At 66.2% G+C, this 23,861-nt stretch carries 14 protein-coding genes and 1 riboswitch; of the genes, 3 read left to right on the forward strand and 11 right to left on the reverse strand.

Going from position 1 to position 23,861, the window contains the following annotated elements; all coding sequences use genetic code 11:
• Nucleotides 1–71 precede the first annotated feature (71 nt).
• The 5 genes from ODI_RS20475 to ODI_RS20495 all read right to left on the reverse strand — a co-directional run bounded on the left by ODI_RS20475 (nt 72) and on the right by ODI_RS20495 (nt 6,920).
• Nucleotides 72–938 (reverse strand): universal stress protein, encoded by an 867-nt coding sequence (locus ODI_RS20475; RefSeq protein ID WP_067750767.1) that lies wholly within the window; start codon nt 936–938, stop codon nt 72–74.
• Between the two features lie 347 nt (nt 939–1,285).
• Nucleotides 1,286–3,715 carry a membrane-bound PQQ-dependent dehydrogenase, glucose/quinate/shikimate family gene (locus tag ODI_RS20480; RefSeq protein WP_067750770.1) on the reverse strand — a complete coding sequence of 810 codons (2,430 nt, stop codon included), beginning with the start codon at nt 3,713–3,715 and terminating at the stop codon, nt 1,286–1,288.
• Between the two features lie 257 nt (nt 3,716–3,972).
• Nucleotides 3,973–4,587 (reverse strand): methionine biosynthesis protein MetW, encoded by a 615-nt coding sequence (gene metW, locus ODI_RS20485; protein ID WP_067750773.1) that lies wholly within the window; start codon nt 4,585–4,587, stop codon nt 3,973–3,975.
• Nucleotides 4,584–5,915 carry a homoserine O-succinyltransferase MetX gene (gene metX, locus ODI_RS20490; protein WP_067750815.1) on the reverse strand — a complete coding sequence of 444 codons (1,332 nt, stop codon included), beginning with the start codon at nt 5,913–5,915 and terminating at the stop codon, nt 4,584–4,586. Before metX ends, metW begins: the two co-directional genes overlap by 4 nt.
• Nucleotides 5,906–5,984: riboswitch (SAM riboswitch) on the reverse strand. It overlaps the preceding gene by 10 nt.
• Nucleotides 5,985–5,993: 9 nt before the next feature.
• Nucleotides 5,994–6,920 (reverse strand): LysR substrate-binding domain-containing protein, encoded by a 927-nt coding sequence (locus tag ODI_RS20495; protein WP_067750817.1) that lies wholly within the window; start codon nt 6,918–6,920, stop codon nt 5,994–5,996.
• A gap of 158 nt (nt 6,921–7,078) precedes the next feature.
• Between ODI_RS20495 and ODI_RS20500 the strand changes: the two genes are divergently transcribed.
• From ODI_RS20500 to rocF, 3 genes are all read left to right on the forward strand, one after another.
• Entirely contained in the window at nt 7,079–8,071 is a 993-nt protein-coding gene (locus ODI_RS20500; RefSeq protein WP_067750776.1) for a Bug family tripartite tricarboxylate transporter substrate binding protein, read from the forward strand.
• A 31-nt stretch (nt 8,072–8,102) separates the two neighbouring features.
• Nucleotides 8,103–9,542: an N-acyl-D-amino-acid deacylase family protein gene (locus ODI_RS20505; protein WP_067750779.1), complete on the forward strand. Its 1,440-nt coding sequence runs from the start codon at nt 8,103–8,105 to the stop codon at nt 9,540–9,542.
• Between the two features lie 128 nt (nt 9,543–9,670).
• Nucleotides 9,671–10,591 carry an arginase gene (gene rocF, locus ODI_RS20510; protein ID WP_067750782.1) on the forward strand — a complete coding sequence of 307 codons (921 nt, stop codon included), beginning with the start codon at nt 9,671–9,673 and terminating at the stop codon, nt 10,589–10,591.
• On the opposite strand, the gene ODI_RS20515 is transcribed toward rocF, so the two are convergent.
• From ODI_RS20515 to ODI_RS20540, 6 genes are all read right to left on the reverse strand, one after another.
• Nucleotides 10,588–11,904 carry a methyl-accepting chemotaxis protein gene (locus ODI_RS20515; RefSeq protein WP_067750785.1) on the reverse strand — a complete coding sequence of 439 codons (1,317 nt, stop codon included), beginning with the start codon at nt 11,902–11,904 and terminating at the stop codon, nt 10,588–10,590. The two genes, rocF and ODI_RS20515, sit on opposite strands and share 4 nt — an antisense overlap.
• A gap of 336 nt (nt 11,905–12,240) precedes the next feature.
• Complete coding sequence (gene imm45 / locus ODI_RS22740; RefSeq protein WP_197707118.1) at nt 12,241–12,480, reverse strand: Imm45 family immunity protein; 240 nt, start codon at nt 12,478–12,480, stop codon at nt 12,241–12,243.
• An 850-nt stretch (nt 12,481–13,330) separates the two neighbouring features.
• Entirely contained in the window at nt 13,331–13,798 is a 468-nt protein-coding gene (locus tag ODI_RS20530; protein ID WP_157929795.1) for a hypothetical protein, read from the reverse strand.
• Between the two features lie 47 nt (nt 13,799–13,845).
• Complete coding sequence (locus ODI_RS20535) at nt 13,846–14,661, reverse strand: hemagglutinin repeat-containing protein (RefSeq protein WP_067750789.1); 816 nt, start codon at nt 14,659–14,661, stop codon at nt 13,846–13,848.
• Between the two features lie 175 nt (nt 14,662–14,836).
• Nucleotides 14,837–15,058, reverse strand: coding sequence for a hypothetical protein (locus tag ODI_RS22390; RefSeq protein WP_157929796.1), 222 nt, complete (start codon nt 15,056–15,058; stop codon nt 14,837–14,839).
• A 3-nt stretch (nt 15,059–15,061) separates the two neighbouring features.
• On the reverse strand, nt 15,062–23,854 hold the full coding sequence (locus ODI_RS20540) for a hemagglutinin repeat-containing protein (RefSeq protein ID WP_157929797.1): 8,793 nt from the start codon (nt 23,852–23,854) through the stop codon (nt 15,062–15,064).
• Nucleotides 23,855–23,861 lie beyond the last annotated feature (7 nt).

A 23,861-nucleotide genomic window follows, 5' to 3' on the forward strand; every position in this document is an offset into this window, starting at 1 on the left:
GCAACGCCCGCTCCCAGGAAAGCGGAAGGGCCGCCCCAGGGCGGCCCTTCCTTGCCTTGGCGGCAATCGCCTCAGCCGCGCTGGCGCACCACCAGCACGTCGGTCGGCAACGATGCCAGCAGCCCTTCGGCCACGCTGCCCAGCGCGGTGCGCAGGATGCCGGTGGCGCCGTGCGTGCCCGCCACCACCAGGTCCACCGGGTGCTTCAGCACATAGGCGGGCAGCTTCACGTCGGGCTGGCCCAGCTCATAGATGACCTCGGGCTTGGCATTGGCCAGTTCGGGCGTGCCGGCGATGAACTCGGCGGCCTTGGCCTCGGCGCGCTCCTGCAGGATCTCGCTGTTGACCCCTTCGCTGCCCGCGCCACGCGTCGGAATGTCGAAGGCGTGGAACAGCGACAGGGAGGCCTCGGGCGCCAGGGCGCGGCCAATGCGCACCGACTGGCGCGAGCCTTCCGAGAAATCCGTGGCAGCCAGCACCGTGGCATAGGGACGGTGCGAACGCGACTTCACCACCAGCACCGGAATGTCGGACTGGCGCACGAGCTTTTCCACGGTGGTGCCCAGCACGATGCGGCCCAGCGTCTCGTCGCGCGCGATGCCGCTCACGATGAGGCCCACGCCATGCGCCTGGGCCACTTTCTCGATGACGTCCACGGGCTTGCCCGTTTCCACGACGACCTCGACCTGCACGTCCACATCCTGCAGGTCGCGCGTGAGGCGTTCCTGCGCCAGCTTCTGCTGGTCTTTCACATTGCGCCGCCAGGTGGGCAGCGTCAGGCTGTCGACCAGTCCCGACTCCAGGACGTGCAGCACCACCAGCTTGGCCTGGTGCTGCCTGGCCAGCAGCACGGCGCGGTCCAGCGCACGGTCGCAGCGGGCGCTCAGGTCGGTGGCGAAAAGAATGGCGCGCGGAGGAGTTTGTACAGAGGATCCCATGTGTATCTCCAGTCAGGTGTTCAACGTGGCCGCCTGGCCCGGCATTGCGGGGTGGCTGGCCGCTTCTTTTTCTGCTTCGTTGCCGCGAGGCTTGCCGCGCATGCACTGGCGCGGCACCTCCATGATGCACGTGGCGTCCCTGATTTCCCAAGACGTTTTGCATCCGGGGAAACCAGGTAAAACGCCGTTGCATGGTGCGGTTGGGCCCATTGTGGGGGACGCGGCAGGCCAGATCCTTGACCTGCATCAAGCATGCACCCCCCTCGTCCTGGACATTTCCCGGCCCGAAAACAAAACGCCCCGGAAGGGCTTCCTTCCGGGGCGCGTCTTGCATCAGGACGGAAAGATCAGTCCGGCAAGGCGAAGGCCATGATGTAGTCGCCACGCGCCGGCGCGGTGCGGCCACCGCCGGCGGTCACCACCACGTACTGCTTGCCCGTGTCGGGCGACACGAACACCAGCGGGGTCGACTGGCCGCCCACGGGCAGCGGCGACTTCCACACTTCCTCGCCCGTCTTCACGTCGAAGGCACGCAGGTAGTAGTCGGCCGTGCCGGTGTAGAACACCAGGCCCGAGGCCGTGGCCACCGGACCGCCCAGCGAGGGCATGCCCAGGGGAATCGGCATGCCGGTGCGGATGCCTGCCGGTCCCAGTTCCTTGACCGTGCCCAGCGAACGCTGCCAGGCGATCTGCCGCGTCTTCAGGTCGATGGCGGTCAGCGCGCCGAAGGGCGGGTTGGTGCAAGGCACGCCCAGCGACGAGGTCACCATGGCGCGCACCAGGCCGTAAGGCGTGCCTTCCATCGGCACGACACCGCCTACGCCAGGGCCGGTCTTGCCGGACTTGGCCGTGAGTTCGTTCACGGATTCGCGCGGCAGGATCTTGCCCTTCATCATGATGCGCATGTCGTTCACGATCAGGGTGTCGTTCACCTTGTCGATCGAGACGCCGCCCCAGTTCATCGTGCCGAAGGGCGAGGGATGCGGGATGTACCAGTTCAGGCTGGGCGGCGTGAAGTCGCCCGTGTACTCCAGCTGGCGGAAGGCGATGCGGCATTGCAGCTGATCCAGCGGCGTGATGCCCCACATGCCCTGCTCCGTCAGGTCGCCCTGGCGGATCTGCGGCATGCCGACCGAATAGGGCTGCGTGGGCGACAGCTTCTCGCCGGGCAGACCTTCCGTGGGCACGGGCTTTTCCACGACTTCCGTCACGGGCTTGCCGTTGCGGCGGTCCACCACGAAGATCTCGCCACGCTTGGTGGTCTGGATGATCGCGGGCACGCGGCCGCCCTTGCCGTCCGGGAAGTCGTACATGACCGGCTTGGACGGCAGGTCGTAGTCCCACACGTCGTGGTGCGCGGTCTGGAACACCCAGCGCTCGGCGCCGGTGCGCGCGTCCAGCGCCACGATGGACGAGCTCACGCGGTCGGTCTCGGGCGTGCGATGGCCGCCATACATATCGGGCGTGCCGTTGCCGGTGGGCAGGTAGACCTGGCCCAGCTCGGCGTCATAGGTCGGCACGGCCCAGGTGTTGGGCGTGCCGCGCGTGTAGTGCTCGCCCGGCGCAGGCGCGGTATGCACGCCGGGACGGCCCACGTCCCACGCCCATGCCAGCTTGCCGGTCACGGCGTCGAACGCGCGCACGACGCCCGAAGGCTCGTCCACGGACTGGTTGTCCATGACCCAGCCGCCCACGATCAGGCGGTCGCCCGCCAGCACCGGGCCCGAGGTCGGGTTGTAGAAACCGGGAATCACCTGGCCCATGCCGTCGGCCAGGAACACCTGGCCGTTCTCGCCAAAGCCTTCGGCGAAATTGCCGGTGGCGGCGTCCAGCGCGATCAGGCGCATGTCGGCGGTGGTCACGTACAGGCGCGGCGACACCGGCGCGGCGGGGGCGCTTTCAGCGCCTTCGGCGGCGGGGGCGGCGGCGGGCGCCTTGGCCGGATCGAAGTACGCCAGCGAGCGGCAACGCTGCCACGACGGGCTGTAGCCCGCGTTCACCTTCGGGTCGAACTTCCAGATCTGCTCGCCGGTGTCGGCCTTCAGCGCGAACACCTGGTTGGTCGGTGTGCACGCATAGACCACGTTGCCGATCTGCAGCGGCGTGTTCTGGTTCTCGGCGCCGCCATAGGCGAAATCACCGGTGCGGAAGGTCCAGGCCACCTGCAGCTTGGAGACGTTCTCGGGGGTGATCTGGTCGAAGGGGGCGAACTGCGTGCCGTCGGGCGTGCGGCCGTAGCCGGTCCAGTCGGCGCGGTCCTCCGAGGCCTTGTAGGCATTCGGCGTCGTGTCGGCGGCAGCCTGCTCCCCCTTGCCCGGCTTCACCATCCAGATCGGCTGGAAGGCATAGGCGAAGGCGCCCAACAGACCCACCAGCAACACGCCGGCCAGTGCGCGCGCGCCCAGGCGAATGCCGTCGGTACTCGACGCGCCACGCAGGCCGGGCAACGCCAGCGCCACCAGCATGGCCAACAGGGCCAGCAGGCCCAGGCGCGCCGCCAGCGGCCAGAAATTCAGGCCCGCTTCCCACACCGCCCAGGGGATGGTGACCAGGAACACGAATCCATAGACCCACGCGCCACGCGCATCCGCGCGCAACAGCAGCAGGCCGCTGATGAGCATCAACACGCCCACGGGCAGGTAATACAGCGAACCGCCAAGCTGCAGCAGTTGCCAGCCGCCATGGGCCAGGTAGGCGCCTGTCAGGGCGACGAGTATCCCGACGATCGCGGCATAGATGCGCGCGAAGCGTGACGGGCTTGCGGGGGGGTTTGCCATTGCGGCTTCTCCAACTGTTGAACGACTCGGGGCGTCGCCGGGACAGCGGAGATGCCAGGCGATGAGCCTGGGCCACGCCAGGACGGCGTGGCGGCGCGGGCAGCGGGCTCGCGCGAAAGACCTGCGGTGTCTCCGGGACATGCCCTCGGCCCGGATTGTAGGCATATCCACAACAAAAATAAGGGTTTACCCCTTATTTGATTGAGGTTTTAAGCTTTTTGAAACCTTGCCCCGGCCATCACGGCCCAGCAGCGCCCTCAGGGGCAGGCGAAGCGATAGACCGCCAGGGTGCTGCGCCAGCCGGGCAGGAAGCGGACCTCGCGGTCGCCATTGAACGTGGCGCGCCCGGTCAGGCGCAGATCCAGCTGGCCCGCCAGGTCTTCGAAGTCACGCAGCGTGCACAGGTGGATGTTGGGCGTGTTGTGCCACTGGTAGGGCATCTGTCCCGTCACCGGCATGCGCCCGCGCAGGATCGACCAGCCGTGCGGCCAATAGCCGAAGTTCGGGAAGGACACCACGCCGAAGCGCGCCACGCGCGCCATCTCGCGCAGGATGTGTTCGGTGCGGTGCATGGACTGCAGCGTCTGCGACAGCACCACCGTATCGAAGGCGCGGTCGTCGAACAGGGCCAGGCCCTCCTCCAGGTTCTGCTGGATGACCTCGACGCCGCGCTGCACGCAGCGGATCACGCAGGGATCGGCGATCTCGATGCCCGCGCCGCGCACCTGACGCGCGTCGCGCAGGTACGCCAGCAGTGTGCCATCGCCGCAACCCAGGTCCAGCACGCGGCTGCCCGGTTCGATCCAGTCGGCGATGCGCGCCAGGTCGGGGCGCAGGGCGGGCAGCAGGGCGCTGTGCGGCGCGGCATTCATGCGGAAACCTCCGCCGCGGCGGGCGCGGGCGTGGATGCGGTCGTCGCCCGCGCTGCCACCGCGGCGGCAGCCGCGTCGCGCTCGGGCAGCCCCTGCGCACGGGCGATGCGGTCGAAATAGCCGGACACCACCGCGTGATAACGGCTGTCTTCCAGCAGGAAGGCGTCATGGCCGTGCGGCGCGTCGATCTCGGCATAGGTCGTGGACGTGCCGTTCTTCAGCAGCGCGCGCACCAGCTCGCGCGAACGCTCGGGCGGGAAGCGCCAGTCGGTCGAGAACGACACCAGCAGGAAATCGGCCGTGGCCGAGGCCAGCGCGGCGGACAGATCGCCGCCATGCGTGCGGGCCGGGTCGAAATAATCCAGCGCGCGCGTGATCAGCAGATAGGTGTTCGCGTCGAAATAGCGCGAGAACTTCTCGCCCTGGTAGCGCAGGTAGGACTCGACCTCGAACTCCACGTCGTAGCCATAGCGGTATGCCCCGCTTTCGGCGGGCTCGCGCTGCGCGCGGCCGAACTTCTCGGCCATGTCGTCATCCGACAGGTACGTGATGTGGCCGATCATGCGCGCCACCGACAGGCCGCGGCGCGGCACCGTGTTGTGCGCGTAGTAATCGCCGCCGTGGAAGTCGGGATCGGTGATGATGGCGCGGCGTGCCACCTCGTTGAAACCGATGTTCTGCGCCGACAGGCGCGCCGTGCTGGCGATCACCACGCAGTGCGCCACCCGCTCGGGCAGCGTCACCGCCCAGCCCAGCGCCTGCATGCCGCCCAGCGAACCGCCCATCACCGCCGCGAAGCGCGCGATGCCGAAGTGGTCGGCCACGCGGGCCTGCGCGCGCACCCAGTCCTCCACCGTCAGCACCGGGAAGGCGGCGCCCCAGGGCTTGGCCGTGGCCGGATTGATGCTGGCCGGCCCCGTCGAGCCGAAGCACGAGCCCAGGTTGTTCACGCCGATGACGAAATAGCGATTGGTGTCCACGGGCTTGCCCGGGCCCACCATGTTGTCCCACCAGCCAATGTCCTTCGGGTCGGACGCCGAGATGCCCGCGACGTGGTGCGAGGCGTTCAGCGCATGGCAGATCAGCACCGCATTGCTGCGCTCGGCGTTCAGCGTGCCATAGGTTTCCACCGCCAGTTCGTAGGCCGCCAGCGTCTGGCCGCTGGACAGTTGCAGCGGCTCGTCGAAGGCGATGAACTGGGGCGAGACCCGGCCGACCGAACCGGGAGCCGGCGGCGCATCAGCGGAAACGGGGGAGTGGACAGCGGGCGCGCCAGAGGTGGCGCAAGCGGGTTCCCCGGCGGGAACGGAAACGGATACAGGAGTCACGACGGACCTCTTTAGCGGGATTTATCAGGCGCCCGCAAGCAGATCAAGCAAATCGGCGCCAAAAACGTGGAAGAGATTCTAGCACTCGCCGCGAAAAGCTTCCCGCGCCGTGCCAGACAGCCAGGCCGAGAACGCCGCAATGGCAGGGGCATGCTGGTGCTGGCGCGGGCACACGAACATGTAGCCGCCCGCAATCGCAAACGGCTCGGGATCCAGCAGGCGCAAACTGCCGCGCGCCACCGCATCGGCCACCACGTAATCCGGCAACAACGCCACGCCCAGGCCAGCGGTGGCTGCCTCCAGGCCCATGCTCAGCAAGGCATAGCGCGGACCTGCGCGCGCCGTCAGCCGCCCCTTGCCGCGCGCAGCCACATAGGTCTCCCACGCGTCCGGCGTCGAGGCCTGGTGCAGCAGCGGCTGCTCGCGCAGCAACCCGGCCGGCGACGCGCGCGGCCCGCCCAGGCCCGGGTGGCAGACCGGATGCACCTTCAGCGGCAGGATGGGCTGGTACCACAGCCCCGGGTCGCGCTGGCCGGGCACGTACATGATGGCCGCGTCCAGCGTCGGCGACGGCAGCGGCACCGGCCCGATCTTGGTCGAGAGGTTCACCACGATCTGCGGATGCTGGCGCGCGAAACCCGACAGGCGCGGCAACAGCCACATCGCGCCGAACGTGGCGGGAACCGACAGCGTCAGGTGGCCCCGCGGCTCGCCCGCCTCGCGCGTGGCCTGCGCCTGCAGCGTGGCCTCCTCCAGTTCGGCCAGCGCCGGCCGGATGCGATGCAGATAGCGTTCGCCCGCGTGCGTCGGCACCAACCTGCCTTCGAGTCGCACCAGCAGCGGCACGCCCAGGAAGGCCTGCAACTCGGCCACCTGCTTGCTGACGGCGCTCTGGGTCAGCGACAGCGCACGGGCGGCGGCCGTCATCGTTCCGGCACGCGCCACCGCATCGAAAGCCGACAGGTGGGTCACCGAGGGAATGGACTTGCCGTTGGGTCGCTTCATGGCCACGGACAGGAAACGCGAAGAAGGCCATCTTATGACGAAATGGAATGCTTTCTGGTCGAAAATATCGCTCCCCGCCCCCGCAAGCAGCGCCGCATAATGCATCGAAGAGGCCCGTCACGTTCGATGACGCGCCCAGCAAAAACAAGGGGAATCCGATGACCATGCCACGCCGTGCGCTACTGGGCGTCTTGCTCTGCTCAACCCTGGCACTGGGCACCGCTGCCAGTCCATCGCTACATGCACAGGCCACCTGGCCCGACAAGCCCGTACGCCTCATCGTGCCGTCGGCCGCGGGAGGCTCGCCCGACATCCTCTGCCGCTACCTGGCCTCCGAACTCGCGAAGCGCCTGGGCCAGCCCGTGGTGGTGGAAAACCGGCCGGGCGCCGGCGGCAACATCGGCATCCAGGCCGTGGCGCGCAGCGAGCCCGACGGCTATACCCTGGGCTATGGCAACATCGCCACGCTGGCCATCAACCGCAGCCTGTTCAGCTCGCTGCCCTACGACCCCGAACGCGACCTTGCGCCCGTCATCGCCGCCGTCACCACCGCCAACCTGCTGGTGGTCAATGCCGCCCTGCCGGTCAAGAGCGTGGCGGACCTGGTGGCCTATGCACGCGAGCGGCCGGGCCAGGTCACCATGGCCTCGGCCGGCAACGGCACCACCAGCCACCTGGGCGGCGAGCTGTTCAAGGACATCGAGAAGCTGGAAGTGCTGCACGTGCCTTATCGAGGCAGCCCGCAAGCCATCCAGGACCTCATGGGCGGCAATGTGCAGTTCATGTTCGACAACCTGCCGTCCATCCTGCCTTCGGTCACGGGCGGCAAGGTGCGCGCGCTGGCGGTCACGTCCACGACACGCAGCGCCCTGGTGCCCGACGTGCCCACCATGCAGGAAGCCGGCGTGAAGGACTACGACATGCAGGCCTGGGGCGGCTTCGTGCTGCCTGCGGGCACGCCCGGCCCCATCATCCAGCGCCTGAACACCACCTTCAACGAGATGCTGGCCGACCCCGCCGTGAAGGCCAAGCTGGCGGACCTGGCCTTCGACACGCTGGGCGGCACGCCCGACGACCTGCGCGCGCTGATGGACCGCGAAACCCGCAAATGGGGCGAAGTCGTGCGCGCCAGCGGCGCGCGGGTGGATTGACCGCTTGCCGCGCTTTCCGGAAACACGCCTCATGCCTCACCCTGACTACGACCTCGTCATCCACGGCGGCACGCTCATCGATGGCACCGGCGCGCCCCGCCGGCGCGCCGACCTTGCCGTGCAAGACGGCCGCATTGCCGCGCTGGGCGAACTGGGCGACGCACACGCGCGGCGGCACCTGGACGCCGACGGGCTGGTCGTGGCGCCCGGCTTCATCGACAGCCACGCCCACGACGACCATGCCCTGGTGGAAACACCGGACATGCCCTTCAAGATCCTGCAGGGCGTCACCACGGTCGTGAACGGCAACTGCGGCCTGAGCCTTGCGCCGCTGGTCACGGGCGACAGGCCTCCCGCACCGCTGGACCTGTTGGGCGACGCCTACCGCTACCCGGACTTCGCCGCCTATCGCGCCGCGCTGGACGCCGCCGACCCCGCCGTGCACAGCGTCTCGATGGTCGGCCATGCCACGCTGCGCGTGCGCCACATGGGCGACCTTGCGCGCGAAGCCAATGACAACGAAATCGCGGCCATGCGCGCCGACCTGGACCTGGCGCTGCGCCAAGGCGCCATCGGCCTGTCCAGCGGCACGTTCTATCCGCCCGCCGCCGCCGCCACCGAAGCCGAACTCATCGCCATCGGCCAACCCTTGCTCACGCACGGGGGCGTCTATGCCACCCATCTGCGCGACGAGGGCGACCACATCGTGCCCGCCATCGAAGAGGCCCTGCGCGTGGGCGCCGCCCTGCGCGCGCCCATCGTGTTCTCGCACCACAAGCTCGTGGGCCAGGCCAACCACGGGCGCTCGGCAGAGACCCTGGCGCGGCTGGCGCAGGCCTCGGCCAGCCAGCCGCTGTGTGTCGACTGCTATCCCTATGCGGCATCCAGCACCATGCTGCGGCCCGAACGCGTGGCCCTGTGCGAGCGCATCCTCGTCACCTGGTCGACGCCGCACCCTGAGGCCAGCGGCCGCGACCTGCGCGACATCGCCCGCGATTGGCAGTGCGCGCCGCGCGAAGCCGCGCAGCGCCTGCTGCCAGCCGGGGCCGTCTACTTCATCATGGATGAGCAGGACGTGCGGCGCATCCTGGCCTGGCCCGACACGCTGGTGGGCTCGGACGGCCTGCCGCGCGATGCGCGTCCGCACCCGCGCCTGTGGGGCACCTTCCCGCGCGTGCTCGGGCACTATGCCCGCGACCAGCAGTTGTTCAGCCTGGAAACCGCCGTGCAGAAGATGACCGGCCTGACCGCCGCCCGCTTCGGCCTGGCCGATCGCGGCACGCTGGCCGTCGGGCAGGCGGCGGACATCGCCGTGTTCGATGCCGCCCGGATCGCAGGCCCCGCGTCCTTCGACACGCCCGAGGCGCGGCCCGTCGGCGTCGAACACGTCTTCCTGGCAGGCGTGGCCACCGTGCGCCATGGACAGCCCACCGGCGCGCGCGGCGGACGCTATCTGACGCCCCGGCGTTAGCCGCGGCCCATCCGTGCCGCACCTGACATCCCCTCACAACTGCCACGCCTTGCTTCCCCCGGCAGGCTCTATCATCGCTGGCAAGCGCGCGGGTGCCCGCCCGCGCCACGCAGCGTGAAGGAGCCAGCATGACCGCCATCACCCTCATCGGCGCCCCCAGCGACGCGGGCGCAGCCCGCCTGGGCGCCGCCATGGGACCGGACGCCCTGCGCGTGGCCGGCCTGGGGCCGGCCCTGGCCAGGCTGGGCATCGAGGTCAAGGACCTGGGCAACCTGGCCGGCCCGCCCAATCCGCAGGCCGTGCCCACGCACGGGTTGCGCCACCTGGACGAATGCGTGACGTGGAACCGCGCCGTCTTCCAGGCGGTCAGTGACGCCCTGGACGACGCCCGCCTGCCCATCATGCTGGGCGGCGACCATCAACTGGCCGTGGGCTCCATCGGCGCCGTCGCGCACCACTGCCATGCGCAAGGCAAGCGCCTGCACGTGCTGTGGCTGGACGCCCATTCCGACTGCAACACACCCGAGCTGTCGCCCAGCGGCAACCTGCACGGCATGCCCGTGGCGGCCCTGTACGGCCTGGGCCCCGCGCCGCTGGCCACGCTGTCTGGCGAGACGCCCGCCCTGCGGCCCGGCGACATCTGCCAGATCGGCCTGCGCAGCGTCGACGACGACGAGAAACGCATGATCCAGAAGCTGGGCCTGGAGGTCTATGACATGCGCGCCATCGACGAGCTGGGCATGCGTGAGATCATGCAGCGCGCCCTGCGCGGTCTGGATGACGGCGTACATTTGCACGTGAGCTTCGACGTGGATTTCCTGGACCCCGAGATTGCGCCCGGCACCGGCACCGCCGTGCGCGGCGGCGTGAACTATCGCGAAGCACAGCTGTGCATGGAGATGATCGCCGACACCGGGCGCATGGCCTCGCTGGACATCGTCGAAGTGAATCCCGCGCTGGATCTGCGCAACCAGACGGCGGAACTGGTGGTGGACCTGGTGCAAAGCCTGTTCGGCAAAAGCACCCTGGCGCGCGACCTGCGGCGCTAGCGCGAGGCCCGCGTCAGGTCCTCGGTGACCGCGTTCAGCGCCTGCGACTGCGCCAGCGACGACGCCACCACCGCGCCCACGATCTCCGTCACGCGGCGCGACGACTCCGTCACCTCCCGCATCGTGGCGCCCGCCTCCTGCGCGCGCTGCGCGCCGTCCTGGATCTGCCCCACCGAGTCCTGGATCAACGCCCGGATCTCGCGCGCGGCCGCCGCGCTGTGCTGGGCCAGTTCGCGCACCTGCGACGCCACCACCGCGAAGCCGCGCCCTTCCTGGCCGGCGCGCGCCGCTTCCACCGCCGCGTTCAAGGCCAGGATGTTCGTCTGGAACGCCACGCCATCCATCACACCGATGATGTCGGCAATGCGGCGTGAACTGTCCGACAACGTATTCATCGTTTGCACCACGCCTGCCACCGACACGCCACCGCGCTCGGCCACGCCGCTGGCTTCCTGGGCGAGCGCATGCACGCGGCGCGCTTCCTCGGCGTTCTGGTTCAGGTCCCGGACCGTCGTGCGCAAGGTATCGGCCGCCATCACGCGCCGGGTGATGTCGGTCGCGAACTTCACCACCTTGAAGGGCTGGCCATCCGGGTCCAGGATCGCGTTGTAGCTCGCCTCGATCCACACTTCGCTGCCGTTCTTGCCCACGCGCAGGTACTGCCCGGTTTCGTGCGAGCCCGCGCCCAGGCGGCGCCAGAACTCCCGATATGCCGAAGACTGGCTGTCCTCGGGGCGCACGAACATGCTGTGGTGCCGCCCCACGATCTCTTCTTCGCGATACCCCATCGCGGACAGGAACAGGTCATTGGCGCGCAGGATGGTGCCGTCCAGCGTGAACTCGATGATGGCCTGCACCTTGGAGATCGCCGCCACCTGGCCTTCCACGTCGGCGCTGCGGCGCTGCTGCTGCGTGATGTCGGTGGCGTACTTCACGACCTTCACCGGATGCCCATGGCGGTCCAGCACCGGGTTGTAGCTGGCCTGCAGCCAGACTTCGCGGCCTTCACGCGTGATGCGCTTGTAGCGGCCGCTGTCGTATTCGCCCGCCCCCAGCTTTTCCCAGAAGGCTTGGTATTCCGCGGACTCGCGGGTAATGGGGTCGACGAACAGGTGATGGTGCTGGCCCTGGATCTCGTCAAGGCCATACCCCATGAGCGCCAGGAAATTGTCGTTGGCCATCAGCACATGGCCTTGCAGGTCGAACTCGATGACCGCTTGCGCCCGGTGCAAGGCCGCGAGTTCGCCTTCCATGTCTTCACGGCTGGGGCGGTGGTGATGGCGCAGCAGCGTTGCCAGGTGGAAGGCGGTCATGGCTGGGTTCTCCCCTTGGGGGCTTGTCGCCCCCGCTATCCGGCGAGTCCGGAGCATTTCAGAGTTTTACAGACAATGGAGGGGGGTTATCAAGGTTTTTTTGGCGATGCGCTCCTTTGCATCATGTAGCTCAAAAATAACCAAGATTGTCGACGAAGACAGAATCATATCTCGCATCACCATATGAAGAGGCCACATTACCCCTCTCCAAAAACTTACATTCCATCACTCTCACTTTCGTGCAATTTTAAATAGCGTTGCTTTATATCCAGTCGAAAAGTACACATCCGAAACCTTGCTATCCGGGTAGATCCAGTGTTGCCAATTTAGGCACGTTCACTCGGTACTTAGTCCCATGCCATCGTCAGCTAAGCTCTCAATCGGAAGGTGCACTAGCGTCAGGCCAGCCTTATAACCAGACGACACAATTAGCCCGTACGGTCGGGCCGAGTCATAAGTTTCAATCACCATGAAATCCACAACATCCTCATAAGGCCACTTAGCCTTTGTGCGGAATATCGAACCTCGGCGTATTCTCTTATCAATCAGACTTATTAATTTTATGAATCTACTCATTTCACGACTTATCCCGGAGTTTTCCACTGCATTCCGAAATTCCTCAATTTAATGTGATCATGTCCAGTTCGTTAATGCCACTGTCGACCTACACAGCCTGCAGCAGGATACCGCCATCGGCCTTGCGCATCGCCTAAGAGATAGGTACTCTGGATCGAAGAAATTTCGTATCAGCAATTCTTTAGAAGAATGCGAGATCAGCAACCATAGCAGCCTAAGAGACTTTTTGAATTTTTTTCATTCAACTCCCACAGTGTCTATGTGACGAGCTTCTCATTATCAAATTATTGAAACGCCGATCAAGGATGGCCTCGACACGAACTGGCGGCACAACCAGTTCAGTCAACCATGAACGATCGATGCAGAGAAATCCTTCCACATAGCTATCCTTTGAACCTCACTCAAGTCCGATAAATTTTCAACACCTCCAACAAATAGAACGAAAATATTTCTAACAGCAGGGACCTCCTGTTTTTTATCAAAACATCACCGAAATTATCATCAGACCCAGCAACTTCCCGAAGCTAGACCTCAGTAGGTGTTTGCTTCACAAAATTCTTTATTTTTTTCATCACCGACTTGACCTCATCCCTCTCGGCGCCGATCCTGGTTTGGAACTCGAAAATCTCTATCCCATTGCAGACCTCATTGAGAGATGAACAAACAATTAACAAATCATCTCGCGTAAGTTGCAGAGAAGCACCTTTCAAATCATTTCCAGTCAACTCAAACATCAATCCAAATCCTCGAAATTTTTTTTACCAACAATGGGTCTAAAAGCTGTACCACCATCAATGACCTTAGATTATTAATCACCACGGTATCTGTTACATCATCCCAATAAGCAACCCTACCTCTCCTTAATCACGTCGCGGATCTCGATCACCCCTTCGCTGATGCCGCTGCGCGTGGTCGAGCTGGCGCTGCCGCTGGCCGATAGCGCCACCGGCAAGCCCATCGACAGGCCCGACTTGTCCGACGGCACGCTGCTGGCGGGCTTGGCATTGCCGCCTGCAGCAAAATTCCCGTGCTTGTCTTGACCGACCCCGCCCTGGCCTGCGGTCTCGCCGCCACCGCCGCCAAACGAGAAGCCACCGCCCACACTCACCTGGCTGGCCGAGTACTCCGCATGGTTGCGGATGTCCTCGACACGCAGCGTGCCCGTGCTCAGATGGTTCAAGCCATCCGCCACCGCCTGTTGGCTGCTGGAGATCACGCTGCCGATCAGCGTGGTGTTGCCGCCCACGTCGATCAGGAAGCCGCCGTCACCCGCCTTCAGGCCCGTCTGCTGCGTGACCGACGCGTAGTCGCTGTTCATCTTGCCGCGACCCACGTTGCCTGCGATCGATCCCGGCACCGCGCAGGTCACGCAGACGCTGCCGCTGAAGCCAGAGTCTCCGCCGCGCTCTTGCCCGTCAGCGCCTGCTGGCCCGCTTCGTCGCGGATCTCGATCACCCCTTCGCTGATGCCGCTGCGCGTGGTCGAGCTGGCATTGCCGCTGGCCGATAGCGCCACCGGCAGACCCATCGCCAAGCCCGACTTGTCAGACGGTACGCTACTGCCCGGCACAGACTGGCCGCCACTGGCCACGTTGCCGTCCTTGTCACGGCCCACCGCGTTCTGGCTGCTCTGGTCGCCGCCACCAAACGAATATCCACCGCCCACACTCACCTGGCTGGCCGAGTACTCCGCATGGTTGCGGATGTCCTCCACCCGCAGCGTGCCCGTGCTCAGATGGTTCAAGCCATCGACCACCGCCTGTTGGCTGCTGGAAATCACACTGCCGATCAGCGTGGTGTTGCCGCCCACGTCGATCAGGAAGCCGCCGTCACCCGCCTTCAGGCCCGTCTGCTGCGTGACCGAAGCGTAGTCGCTGTTCATCTTGCCGCGACCGATATTGAAAGCCACCGAGCTGGCGCAGCCATAGCAGAGCGATCCGCTCACACCCGCGCTGCTTTGCTTGGACTTATACGTGCTGGTGTCTTGCTGGCTCTCCAGCAGCAGGTTGCCGCCCACCGACGCAAGAATCTGGTCCGCCTGGCCCACCGCACCTCGCAGCGTGGTGTCGCCGCCCGATTGCAGCGCCAGCACGTTGCCTGCCGTGACGTTCGTTTGCGTCCAGGTGCTGTCGCACCCATCCGAATTGCCTCGGCCGCTGGACACGCCGGCGTTGACCGACACGCCGCCGGTTTCCAGGCGGCCACGATTGTCAGGCCATCGCCTGGCACCACGTTCGAGTCCAGCACGCTGGAAGACAAACGATCGATAGCGGTCTGGCTTTTGTTGGCCCCCAGACTGGTGTTGACCGAGCCCCCTCCGTTTTTGATGGCAGAATCACCATACCGACATCCTCTCGTTACGGCGTTTCTGTCCCGTCATCATTCCAATGAACCTCGTAATCCTCTAAGTTCACCTTCAGTACATGTAAATTCTCAAACCAGTTATCAAACGCCCCCCCCCCTGGCTCCTCGATGAAAACGTAATACCCCCCCGTATCTCCAGCCGAATCATCAAAGATGGAAATTTTTGCACCCTCATGCCCCCCACCAACGATAATTCCAGACCTGACAATACTCATTACTTATTCCTTGTAAGGCACATGATTATTTGAAATGACTTTATTGGATAAGGGATCACGCACTTCGAAATGAACATGTGGCACACCTGGTGCATGCGCCCCATCGAGAGAGCCTTTATCTATCCGGAACACCCTTTTCCCATCCTCGCTTATAAAAACGCCAGACCCAGATTGGCCGATCTCTTTATAGTTCGGTCCTAAATATCGATTCCCGGCGTCCAGAACCTCGTCTGGCGAGAGAACGACTCCGGAAGTGAAGTTTCTCTTTCCACTCAAAGCCTCCTCGATCACTTGGGTCACTTTCGGTGAGGGAGCACTATTTATTGGAAGAGGTGTCTGATTAAAAATCAACCACAGTCCGGCTACTGGCTCCATCGGATTAACAATAACGCTGCCGCCGCGCTCACCGGGGTCCTCTTGGCCCGGAATTCCTCCCTCGTCCCAGGTATCGCTTGGACGCCCAGGCAAAGACTCACCGGACCCTGGCTGATCCACTGGGGTCACCAACGGATCCGGCACGCCGCCCGGCTCAGCGGGGTACCCGGGAACAAGCTCCTTAATCCCCTTGACCTTCAGTTCAATAGCCAAAGCGAGGGCTTGCTCAGGTGTTAGCGACTGCTCTCCGCGCCCCAGCAACTGATCTTCTATCGTTGGCCCTGCCCCTCCAATCCCCCCGCGATTGCCACCCGGCACAGGCAGGATGTTGCGTAGCAGCCCCACCATCCCGAAGTTGTTGTTCTCCCCCTCGATCCGCGCAGCATTCGCCACAGCCGCTGTCGCCGACGGGTCCAGCATCGACGTGATACCCGCCAACAACCCCGTCACCGCGTTCAGCCGCGCCTCTTGATCTTCCGCCCCCAGTTCATCGGTCTTCTTACCAGAGACGTTCGCCAAGAGCGTGTGCAACACCACGCTGGCCGATGCCCCGACCGCACCCGCACCGCAACTGGCACCCTGCCCCGCAGCGCCTGCGCAAGCCAGCACCGCATGCAACGCGATATGCCCAGCAGAACCCTCCCCGCCCAGATCATCCGCGATCATCTTGATCTGCGCGGCTCCCAAGCTATGCAGATAGTTCACCGCAGCCGCCTGCACGAACTCTCCGGCGCCGCCCGTGACGTTGCCGCCGGCCGAGGCCGCGATCACTGTCATGACCTGGCGGTATTCACCGCCAGGTCCCCACTTCTTGGCGTCGTCGAACTGCGCTTGGAGCTGTGCCTGGCGGATGGGGTCGGTCTCGGCCTCCACCGCCTTCTTCAACGCATCGGCCTCCTTCGCCCGATTCGTCAGAAACTGACCCATCTCCCCCGCAAACGCCGTCCCGATCTCGAACCCCGCCTCGATCTTCTCCTTGTCAAAGATCGGCTTGAGCGCGCCCAAGGTATCCGTCGTGTCCCGGTTCAACGACGCAATCGTCTCCGCAGCGCTCTTGCCCGTCAGCGCCTGCTGGCCCGCTTCGTCGCGGATCTCGATCACCCCTTCGCTGATGCCACTGCGCGTGGTCGAGCTGGCATTGCCGCTGGCCGATGGCGCCACCGGCAGGCCCATCGCCAAGCCCGACTTGTCAGACGGTACGCTACTGCCCGGCACAGACTGGCCGCCACTGGCCACGTTGCCGTCCTTGTCACGGCCCACCGCGTTCTGGCTGCTCTGGTCGCCGCCACCAAACGAATATCCACCGCCCACACTCACCTGGCTGGCCGAGTATGTCGCACGGTTCTTGATGTCTTCGACGCTCAACGTGCCCGTGCTCAGGTGGTTCAAGCCATCGGCCACCGCCTGCTGGCTGCTGGAAATCACACTGCCGATCAGCGTGGTGTTGCCGCCCACGTCGATCAGGAAGCCGCCGTCACCCGCCTTCAGGCCCGTCTGCTGCGTGACCGAAGCGTAGTCGCTGTTCATCTTGCCGCGACCGATATTGAAAGCCACCGAGCTGGCGCAGCCATAGCAGAGCGATCCGCTCACACCCGCGCTGCTTTGCTTTGACTTATACGTGCTGGTGTCTTGCTGGCTCTCCAGCAGCAGGTTGCCGCCCACCGACGCCAGGATCTGGTCCGCCTGGCCCACCGCACCTCGCAGCGTGGTGTCGCCGCCCGATTGCAGCGCCAGCACGTTGCCCGCCGTGACGGTGCTTTGTGTCCAGGTGCTGTCGTGACCGTCGGCGTTGCCCCGCGCTTGCGAAACAGCAGCGCTCACATAGAAGCCCATGCCTTCGCCGCCAGCCTTGACGCCCACGCCCACGCTGGCGCTGCTGCTCTTGTTCTTCGTCTGTTGCGAAGCCAGGTTCTGCGCGGCCTGCAGCAGGATGTCGCCATCGGCCTTGAGCACCGCGTTGTTGCCCGCGGACAGGTTCGACCCCGTGACGGTGATATCGGAACCCGCGCCGCCGCCCCGTGCAACGAGGGTCAGGTCGTTGCCTGCCGCCACGTTCGAGCCCAGCACGCTGGACGAGGAACGATCGATGGTGGTCTGGCTTTTGCTGGAACCGAGGCTGATGTTGATGGACACGCCGCCGACACCGCCGTTCTGCGCAACGGCATCCACGGCATTGACCGCCGCCAGCGCGGTGGTCCCCAAGGCCAGCGCCTGCATGACCGGGTCGCCGCTGCGCGAGGCTGCATCCGCCATCTTGGCCCCTGTCTGCGCCGCGCTGACCACCGGATTGCTTGCGCTGACGGTAAGGCCGCTCTGCTTGACCTCGTGGAACTCGCGCTCCTGCGCCGTGTCGGTCACCGCCTCGATGCGGATGTCACGGCCCACCAATGAGACATCGCCCTGGCGGGCCAGGATGTTGCTGCCGGCGATCAGCATCGACTCGCCCGCGTTGATGAGCAGGTCGCCGGAGACGCTGCCCACCGTGCTGCCGGTGTGGAAGACTTTCTCGCCGTCCAGTGTATCGGTCGTCTGGCGCGAGCCGTAGCTGATGCCACCCAGGGCGCCAAAGCCGGACTTCTTGACGCGCTTGTAGTTGTATTCCTCGGAGGTATTTTCCGCCGCGACGATATTGACGTCGCGTTCGGCCGAGATCACGACATCGCCCATGCCGCCGATGTTCGAGCCTTGCGCGGTCAGGTCCCGGCCCGCCATCATGACGACGGAATCGCCCGTGAAGGTGGCGCCGATGGCCAGTGTCCGATCGGATTCTTTGATGGTGTGCGTGGTCTTGGACGAGAAGGTGCCTCGCGTCTTGAAGCGCAGTTCGTCACGGGCATAGGCGCTTTCCTCTCCCGCCAGCAGGTTGATGTCCCTACCTGCGCCCACGGCCAGTTGCTGGTCGGCGGTCACATGCGCAGCCCGCGCATTGACGTCCTGCCCGGCGATGAGGGTCAGGTCGCCCCCAGCGGCAAGCACCGAGCCGATGTCGCTGGCGCGCGACACCTCCGCGCTATTGCGGCTGTTCCAACGGACCGCCTCTTGGTGAGAGGTTTGCACTGTGCCCAGGTTGATGTCGCGGCCCGCCTGCAGACGCGCATCGTCGGTGGCGCTTACGGCGGCGGCAGTCAAATTCACATCTTGCCCAGCCCGGATATCCAGGCTGCCGGCATCGACGCGCGAAACACCGCTGATGTGCGTGCCTCGCGAATTGCCGTAGGCGTATGTGTCAGTGGTGGTGGTCAGGTTGACGTCACGCCCCGCCTCCAGGGCCACGGCCTCACCCTTGATGCGCGCGGCGATGTTGTCGATGTCCTGGCGCGCGTTCAGGTCCACGCGCCCGCCCTGGATCAGGCCGCCGGCCTGGTTGCGGATGTTGTCCGCGGTCATGACAGTGGCGTCGCGCGCACCGATGGCGCCGCTGTTGAGGATATCGCCGCCAATGTCGAGCGTGACATCGCGGCCTGCGATGAGCGTGCCGTCGCCCTTCAGGTCGCCCTCGCGCACGACCAGGTACACCTGCGGTACCAGGACGGTCTGCGTGCTGCCATCCGGCAGCGTGACAGTCTGTGCCACCATCCAGACCAGGTCGGTGGTCAGGTGGCGCATCTGCTCGTCGGTCAGCGCCGTGCCCAGCGTCAGGCCGTACTGGCCGGCGAACTCGGCGCCCGCCGTCAGCAAGGCCTTGTATTGCGCCTCGTTGTCGGAGTAATCGCCCACATAGCGCTGGCCCGTGCCGGCCATGATCTGGTCGGCCACCAATCGCTGTTCATAGAAGCCGTCGCCCAACCGCTTGAGCGTAGCCGCGCCGTCGAAGGGATCGGGCGCCTCCGGCTGGCCTGCGCCGGGCGCCGGCGCGTTGGCGGCGGCGCCTTGCGTGCGCAACTGCTGCAACAGGAAGTCGCTGGACAACACGTCGCGCCCTCCCAGGAATCGGCTGTCGGTGGCCACCAGATAGGGGGCATCGGGCGCGGTCAGCGTCTGGTACAGGCTGCTGCGCGGGATCGTGGCGGGCGGCGTAACGGTGCGCACCAGGCCCGAGCCGGGCAGTGAAATGGAAACGATGGGCGGCGGAGCCGTCGGCGCGGAGATACCCGAGGCGCCGGGACCAGCGTTGCCGGTAATGGGAATGGCCGCGCCACCACCGGCGCCTGCCACGGCGAGATTGATAGGCGTGACTTCAGCGACGTCCGCATAGGCGACAGGCGCGCGATATCCCCGATCGTGATGATCCTTCACCCAGGTGTAGGTATAGGACCCTACGTGTTCGACACGGCGTTCGCCCACCGCCCCGATGTTCTGGATCTCCGGCCCCGACACGGACAGCGCGCCGCCGGCCAGGATCTGGCTCTTGTCGTTGACGACGGTGCCAGCCAGCGACATGTTGCCGCCCGACAGGATGCGGCCGGGGTCGGACGCCAGCGTACGGCTTTCGCTGATGGTTTCATCCACCTGGTAGTAGGTGAAGTTGTCGACCATGCGGCCACGGAAATCGCTGTTGAAGGCGCGCAGCTTGGCTTCCAGGGCCTTGTAGCTACTCAACTTGCTGTCCAGTTCAGCTTCGTAGGCTTGCAACGATGCTCGATGGGCGACGTAGCACTCTTGAGTGGAAATGAAGAGGGAACAATCCTGTGGAGCAGGCGCCGCGGGCGTGGTGTTCTCGGGTTGAGGGACTTGGAATACCTCCCATATCTGCGGACTGCCGTCATAGTCGAACTTGGCTGGAACGACGGAGCAGCGTCCCGCGTCATCGCAGTCTTCGCGGGGAGTCGCATACCCGAAAGGGATCGGCGCACTCACCCACTCCTGCCCGCTACGAACCGGGCCGGTAAAGTAGTAGAAAGGTGGCCCATAGACCTCGAACGGATATGTCTCCGATGGCAAAACGAGCTTCATCCGCTCGCGCCCTTCCGTGTCGGGGTTGGTGCCTGGATTGCAGTAAGGCATCAACGAATCGCAGACCCACACCGTATCGCCGTCGATCATCTCCGCGCTGCCTTCCAGCCGGTAGTACACCTTCGGACGCTTCGCGGTTTCCACCACCTCACTGTCAAACCGCAGATTCTCATTGCGCAGCGACACCGCCCCGATGCTGGCATGCCGTCCCGCCTCGATCGTGGCCGACGCATTCGTCACCGACTGCGCCTGCCCTGTTGCGCGCCCTCCCGCATCCAGCGCTCCCCCAATCCGCAAATCCTGATCCGCATAGATCAGCGCGTGCTCGCGGTTGACCAGCGTGCCCACACCAAGATCCATGTCGCCGCGCGAGGCGATCACGCCCGCCACGCCGCCCGCCACGTCATTCACCAGGCTGCCCGCCTGGATGGCGATGGCGTCGCCATAGATGCGGCCCACGTTGGTAACGCTGCCCGCGGTGATGCGCGTGAGCCCGCCGTCGATCAAGCCCGCGTTGTGCAGCTGCTGCGAGACATTCAGCGTGGTGGTGCCATTGGCGACAATCTCGGCGCCTGCGCGGTTGGTCAGGCTCTGACTCCCGACGGTCAGGTCACGGCCCGCCGAAATGATGCCGGTGTTGTCCAGCCCCGCCCCCACGCTCAGCGTCAGGTCGCGGTTGGCAACCAGGCTACCCACATGCGTGTAGCCACCAGTCAGCGTCAATGCCAGGTCACCCTGGGATTGCAGCCGGCCGGCGCCCGTCAAGGCGTCGGACACCACGGCCAGGCGTTCCCCGGCTGCCAGCGTGCCCTGGGCGTTGCCCAGTTGGCCAGCGCGCAGTTCGGCCTGCGCCTGCGAGGACACGAGCCCTGCGGCGTTGTCCAGCGCGGCGGTGCGCAGATCCAGCGAGGCATCTGCGGCCAGTTGGCCGCTGGCGTTGTCGACACGGTCGGCCCGCACCGTCAGCGCACCGGCCAGCACGCCCAGCGGCTGCGTGGCGCCGCTCACACGCGTGTTGCGGTTGTCCAGCGCAGCGGCGCTCAGATCCAGCGCGGCGTCGGCCTGCAGCAGGCCGCCCAGGTTGGTGACCGTGCCCAGGGCCGTCACCGAAAGGTTCTTGGCGGCGATGACGCCGCCCTGGTTGTCCAGGGTGTTCGCTGACAAGGTGGCGGACTCGCCCGCCGCGATCGTGCCTAGTCGGGTGTCGAGCTTGCCTTGCAGCGTGGCGTCCAGCGTGGTCGCGGCGGTAAGCTTGCCGCCACCCAAGGCCAGGTCACGCGCGGCGATCTCGGCGGCATTGCCGTGCAACACGGCGTTGCCCGCATCGATGTCACCCGTGGCGGTCAATGCCAGGCGTTGGCCGGCAGATACGGTGCCCGAGGACAGGTTCAGCGTCCCGCCCGTCAGCGTGACATCCTTCCCTGCAGCGGCCAGGCCGCTGTGGCGCAACTGTGAGGCACCCAAGGTCAGGCTGCCCTCGCCGTCCAGTTCGCCCGCCACGCCCACGCCAGCCAGGATGCGGCCCGTGTTCGTCAGTTGGCCGTTGACGGCCTTGGCGTCCACGTTGCCGGTGGCAAGGACAGTGCCGGTGTTGTCCAGGCTGCTGCCTGCATTCAGCGTGGCAGTGCTGCCTGCCGACAGGATGCCCTCGTTCTTCAACGTGGTGCCGGCATCGGCCGTCACCTTGCCTCCAGCCTGTGCCCTGGCGGTGTTGGCCAGCGTCAAGCCCCGGTCCCCCTGCAGGAAGAGGTCACCGCTCAATGCGGCGGTGGTGCCCGCCAGCATGAGGTCGCGTTGCGCGCGCAGCGCCACGCTGCCATCGGCGGACAGGATGCCGTCGGCCGACAAGGTGCCGCCCGCCGTGGCACGCAGCGTGCCTGCAGCCTGGGTACGGGACGCCTGCGTGGTGCTGATGTCGCCTTGCGCGTTGGCGGTCAGGTCACCGCCCAGCGCCACCGTGCGGCCCGCCAATTGCATGCCGCTGCCGGCCTGCAGTGCCGCATGGCGCCCGGCCAACGCCTGCCCCGCACTGCTCAGGCCGGCGCCCGCCGTGGCGGACAGGTCCCGGCCCGCCTCAAGCTCCGCGGTCGAGGCGAGGTTCAAGACGCCGTCACGCGCAGTCAGCGACACGTCGTTGGCCGCGCTGACCGCGCCTTGCACGGTCAATCCGCCCGTGCCCGACAGCGTCAGGCTGTTGCCCGCGGACAGCGTGCCGCCGAAGACCGCGTCGCCCCCCTGGGCGCGGGCCAGCAGGTTGCCTGCCGCCTGCGTGCGCGTGCCCGCCGCCGTGACAAGACCGCCTTGCGCGGTGATGGACAGGTCGCCGCCCAGCGCGACGGTTGCCCCGGTGAGCTGCAGCGGCGCGCCGGCCACCAGCGTCACGTGGCGGTCGCCCTGCGCCTGGCCCGCCAACGTCAGCCTCTGCCCCGACTGCAAAGCCAGGTCGCGCGATGCCCACAGGCCTCCCGCCTGCGCCACCGCCAACGCCCCGCCCGCGGTCAACGTCAGGTCCTGGCCTGCTTGCAGCGCACCCCGCACGCTGGCGTCGCGGCCGGCTTGCAAGGCCAGCGTGCCGCCTGCGGTCAGGCGGCCTTCGGCTGCCAGGTCTCGCGCGGCATTCACGCTGGCCGTGGTGCCCGCCTGCAGCGCAGCGGTGGGCGCAAAGCGCACGTCGCCGTTGGCGCTGACTTCCAGCGCGCCCGTCAGTGCGGCCAGGTTGCCGCCCACGTTCACGCCCACGCCGGCTTCGGTGCCCACCAGCCGGATGCTGTTGGCGTACATGCCGCCCAGGGCCGCCAAGTCGATGGCGACGCCGGGCGCGGCGCCTTGCGCGGCCTGCGCCTGCACGGCGCCGGTGTTGTAGTCGACGATGTTGGCGCCCGCCACGGCATCCACGCGCTCGGCCCAGATGGACGCGTTGATCGCCAGCGCGCGCGCCAGCAGGTCCACCTGCGACAGGCCCGCGCCATACAGGCCCAGGCCGTCCACGCTGATGCTGCCCTGGCCGATATCGAAGCCCTGCACCGAGCCATCGGCGTTCAGGATCGGTCGGCCCGTGGTCAGCGTGCCGCGATGGGTGTTGAGGAAGCCGCAGCCGTCGCAGGTGATGCCCGCCGGGTTGGCCACGATGACGTTGGCCCGATGGCCCGCCACTTCCAGCATGCCGCGCAATTGCGAGGGGTTGTTGGCCGTGACCTGGTTCAGGATGGTGGTGGCGCGCTGGTTGCCCAGCATGGGGTTGCCGGCAATGCCGCCCGCCAGCTGCGACTGGCTGCCCGCGCCGCTGTTGTTCAGCACCACGCCCGACGGGCCCACGTTGAACTGCGTGTAGCGGTTGTTCGACACCCCGCCCGCGCTGGGCGGCGCGATGTTCACGACCGGCACGCCGTTGGGGCCCACGCCCACCACGGGCCGTTGTCCGGCGACGTTGCGGTCGACGGTGATGGGCAACGTCTGCGCCCAGGCGAGGGAAGGCACGACCTGGGTCAGCAGGACAAGGCTGGCGATGGCACGGCGCAGGAGGGTCATGGTGATG

Origin of the sequence: Orrella dioscoreae, from assembly GCF_900089455.2 — a bacterium.
GTDB classification, from domain to species: Bacteria; Pseudomonadota; Gammaproteobacteria; order Burkholderiales; family Burkholderiaceae_B; genus Orrella; species Orrella dioscoreae.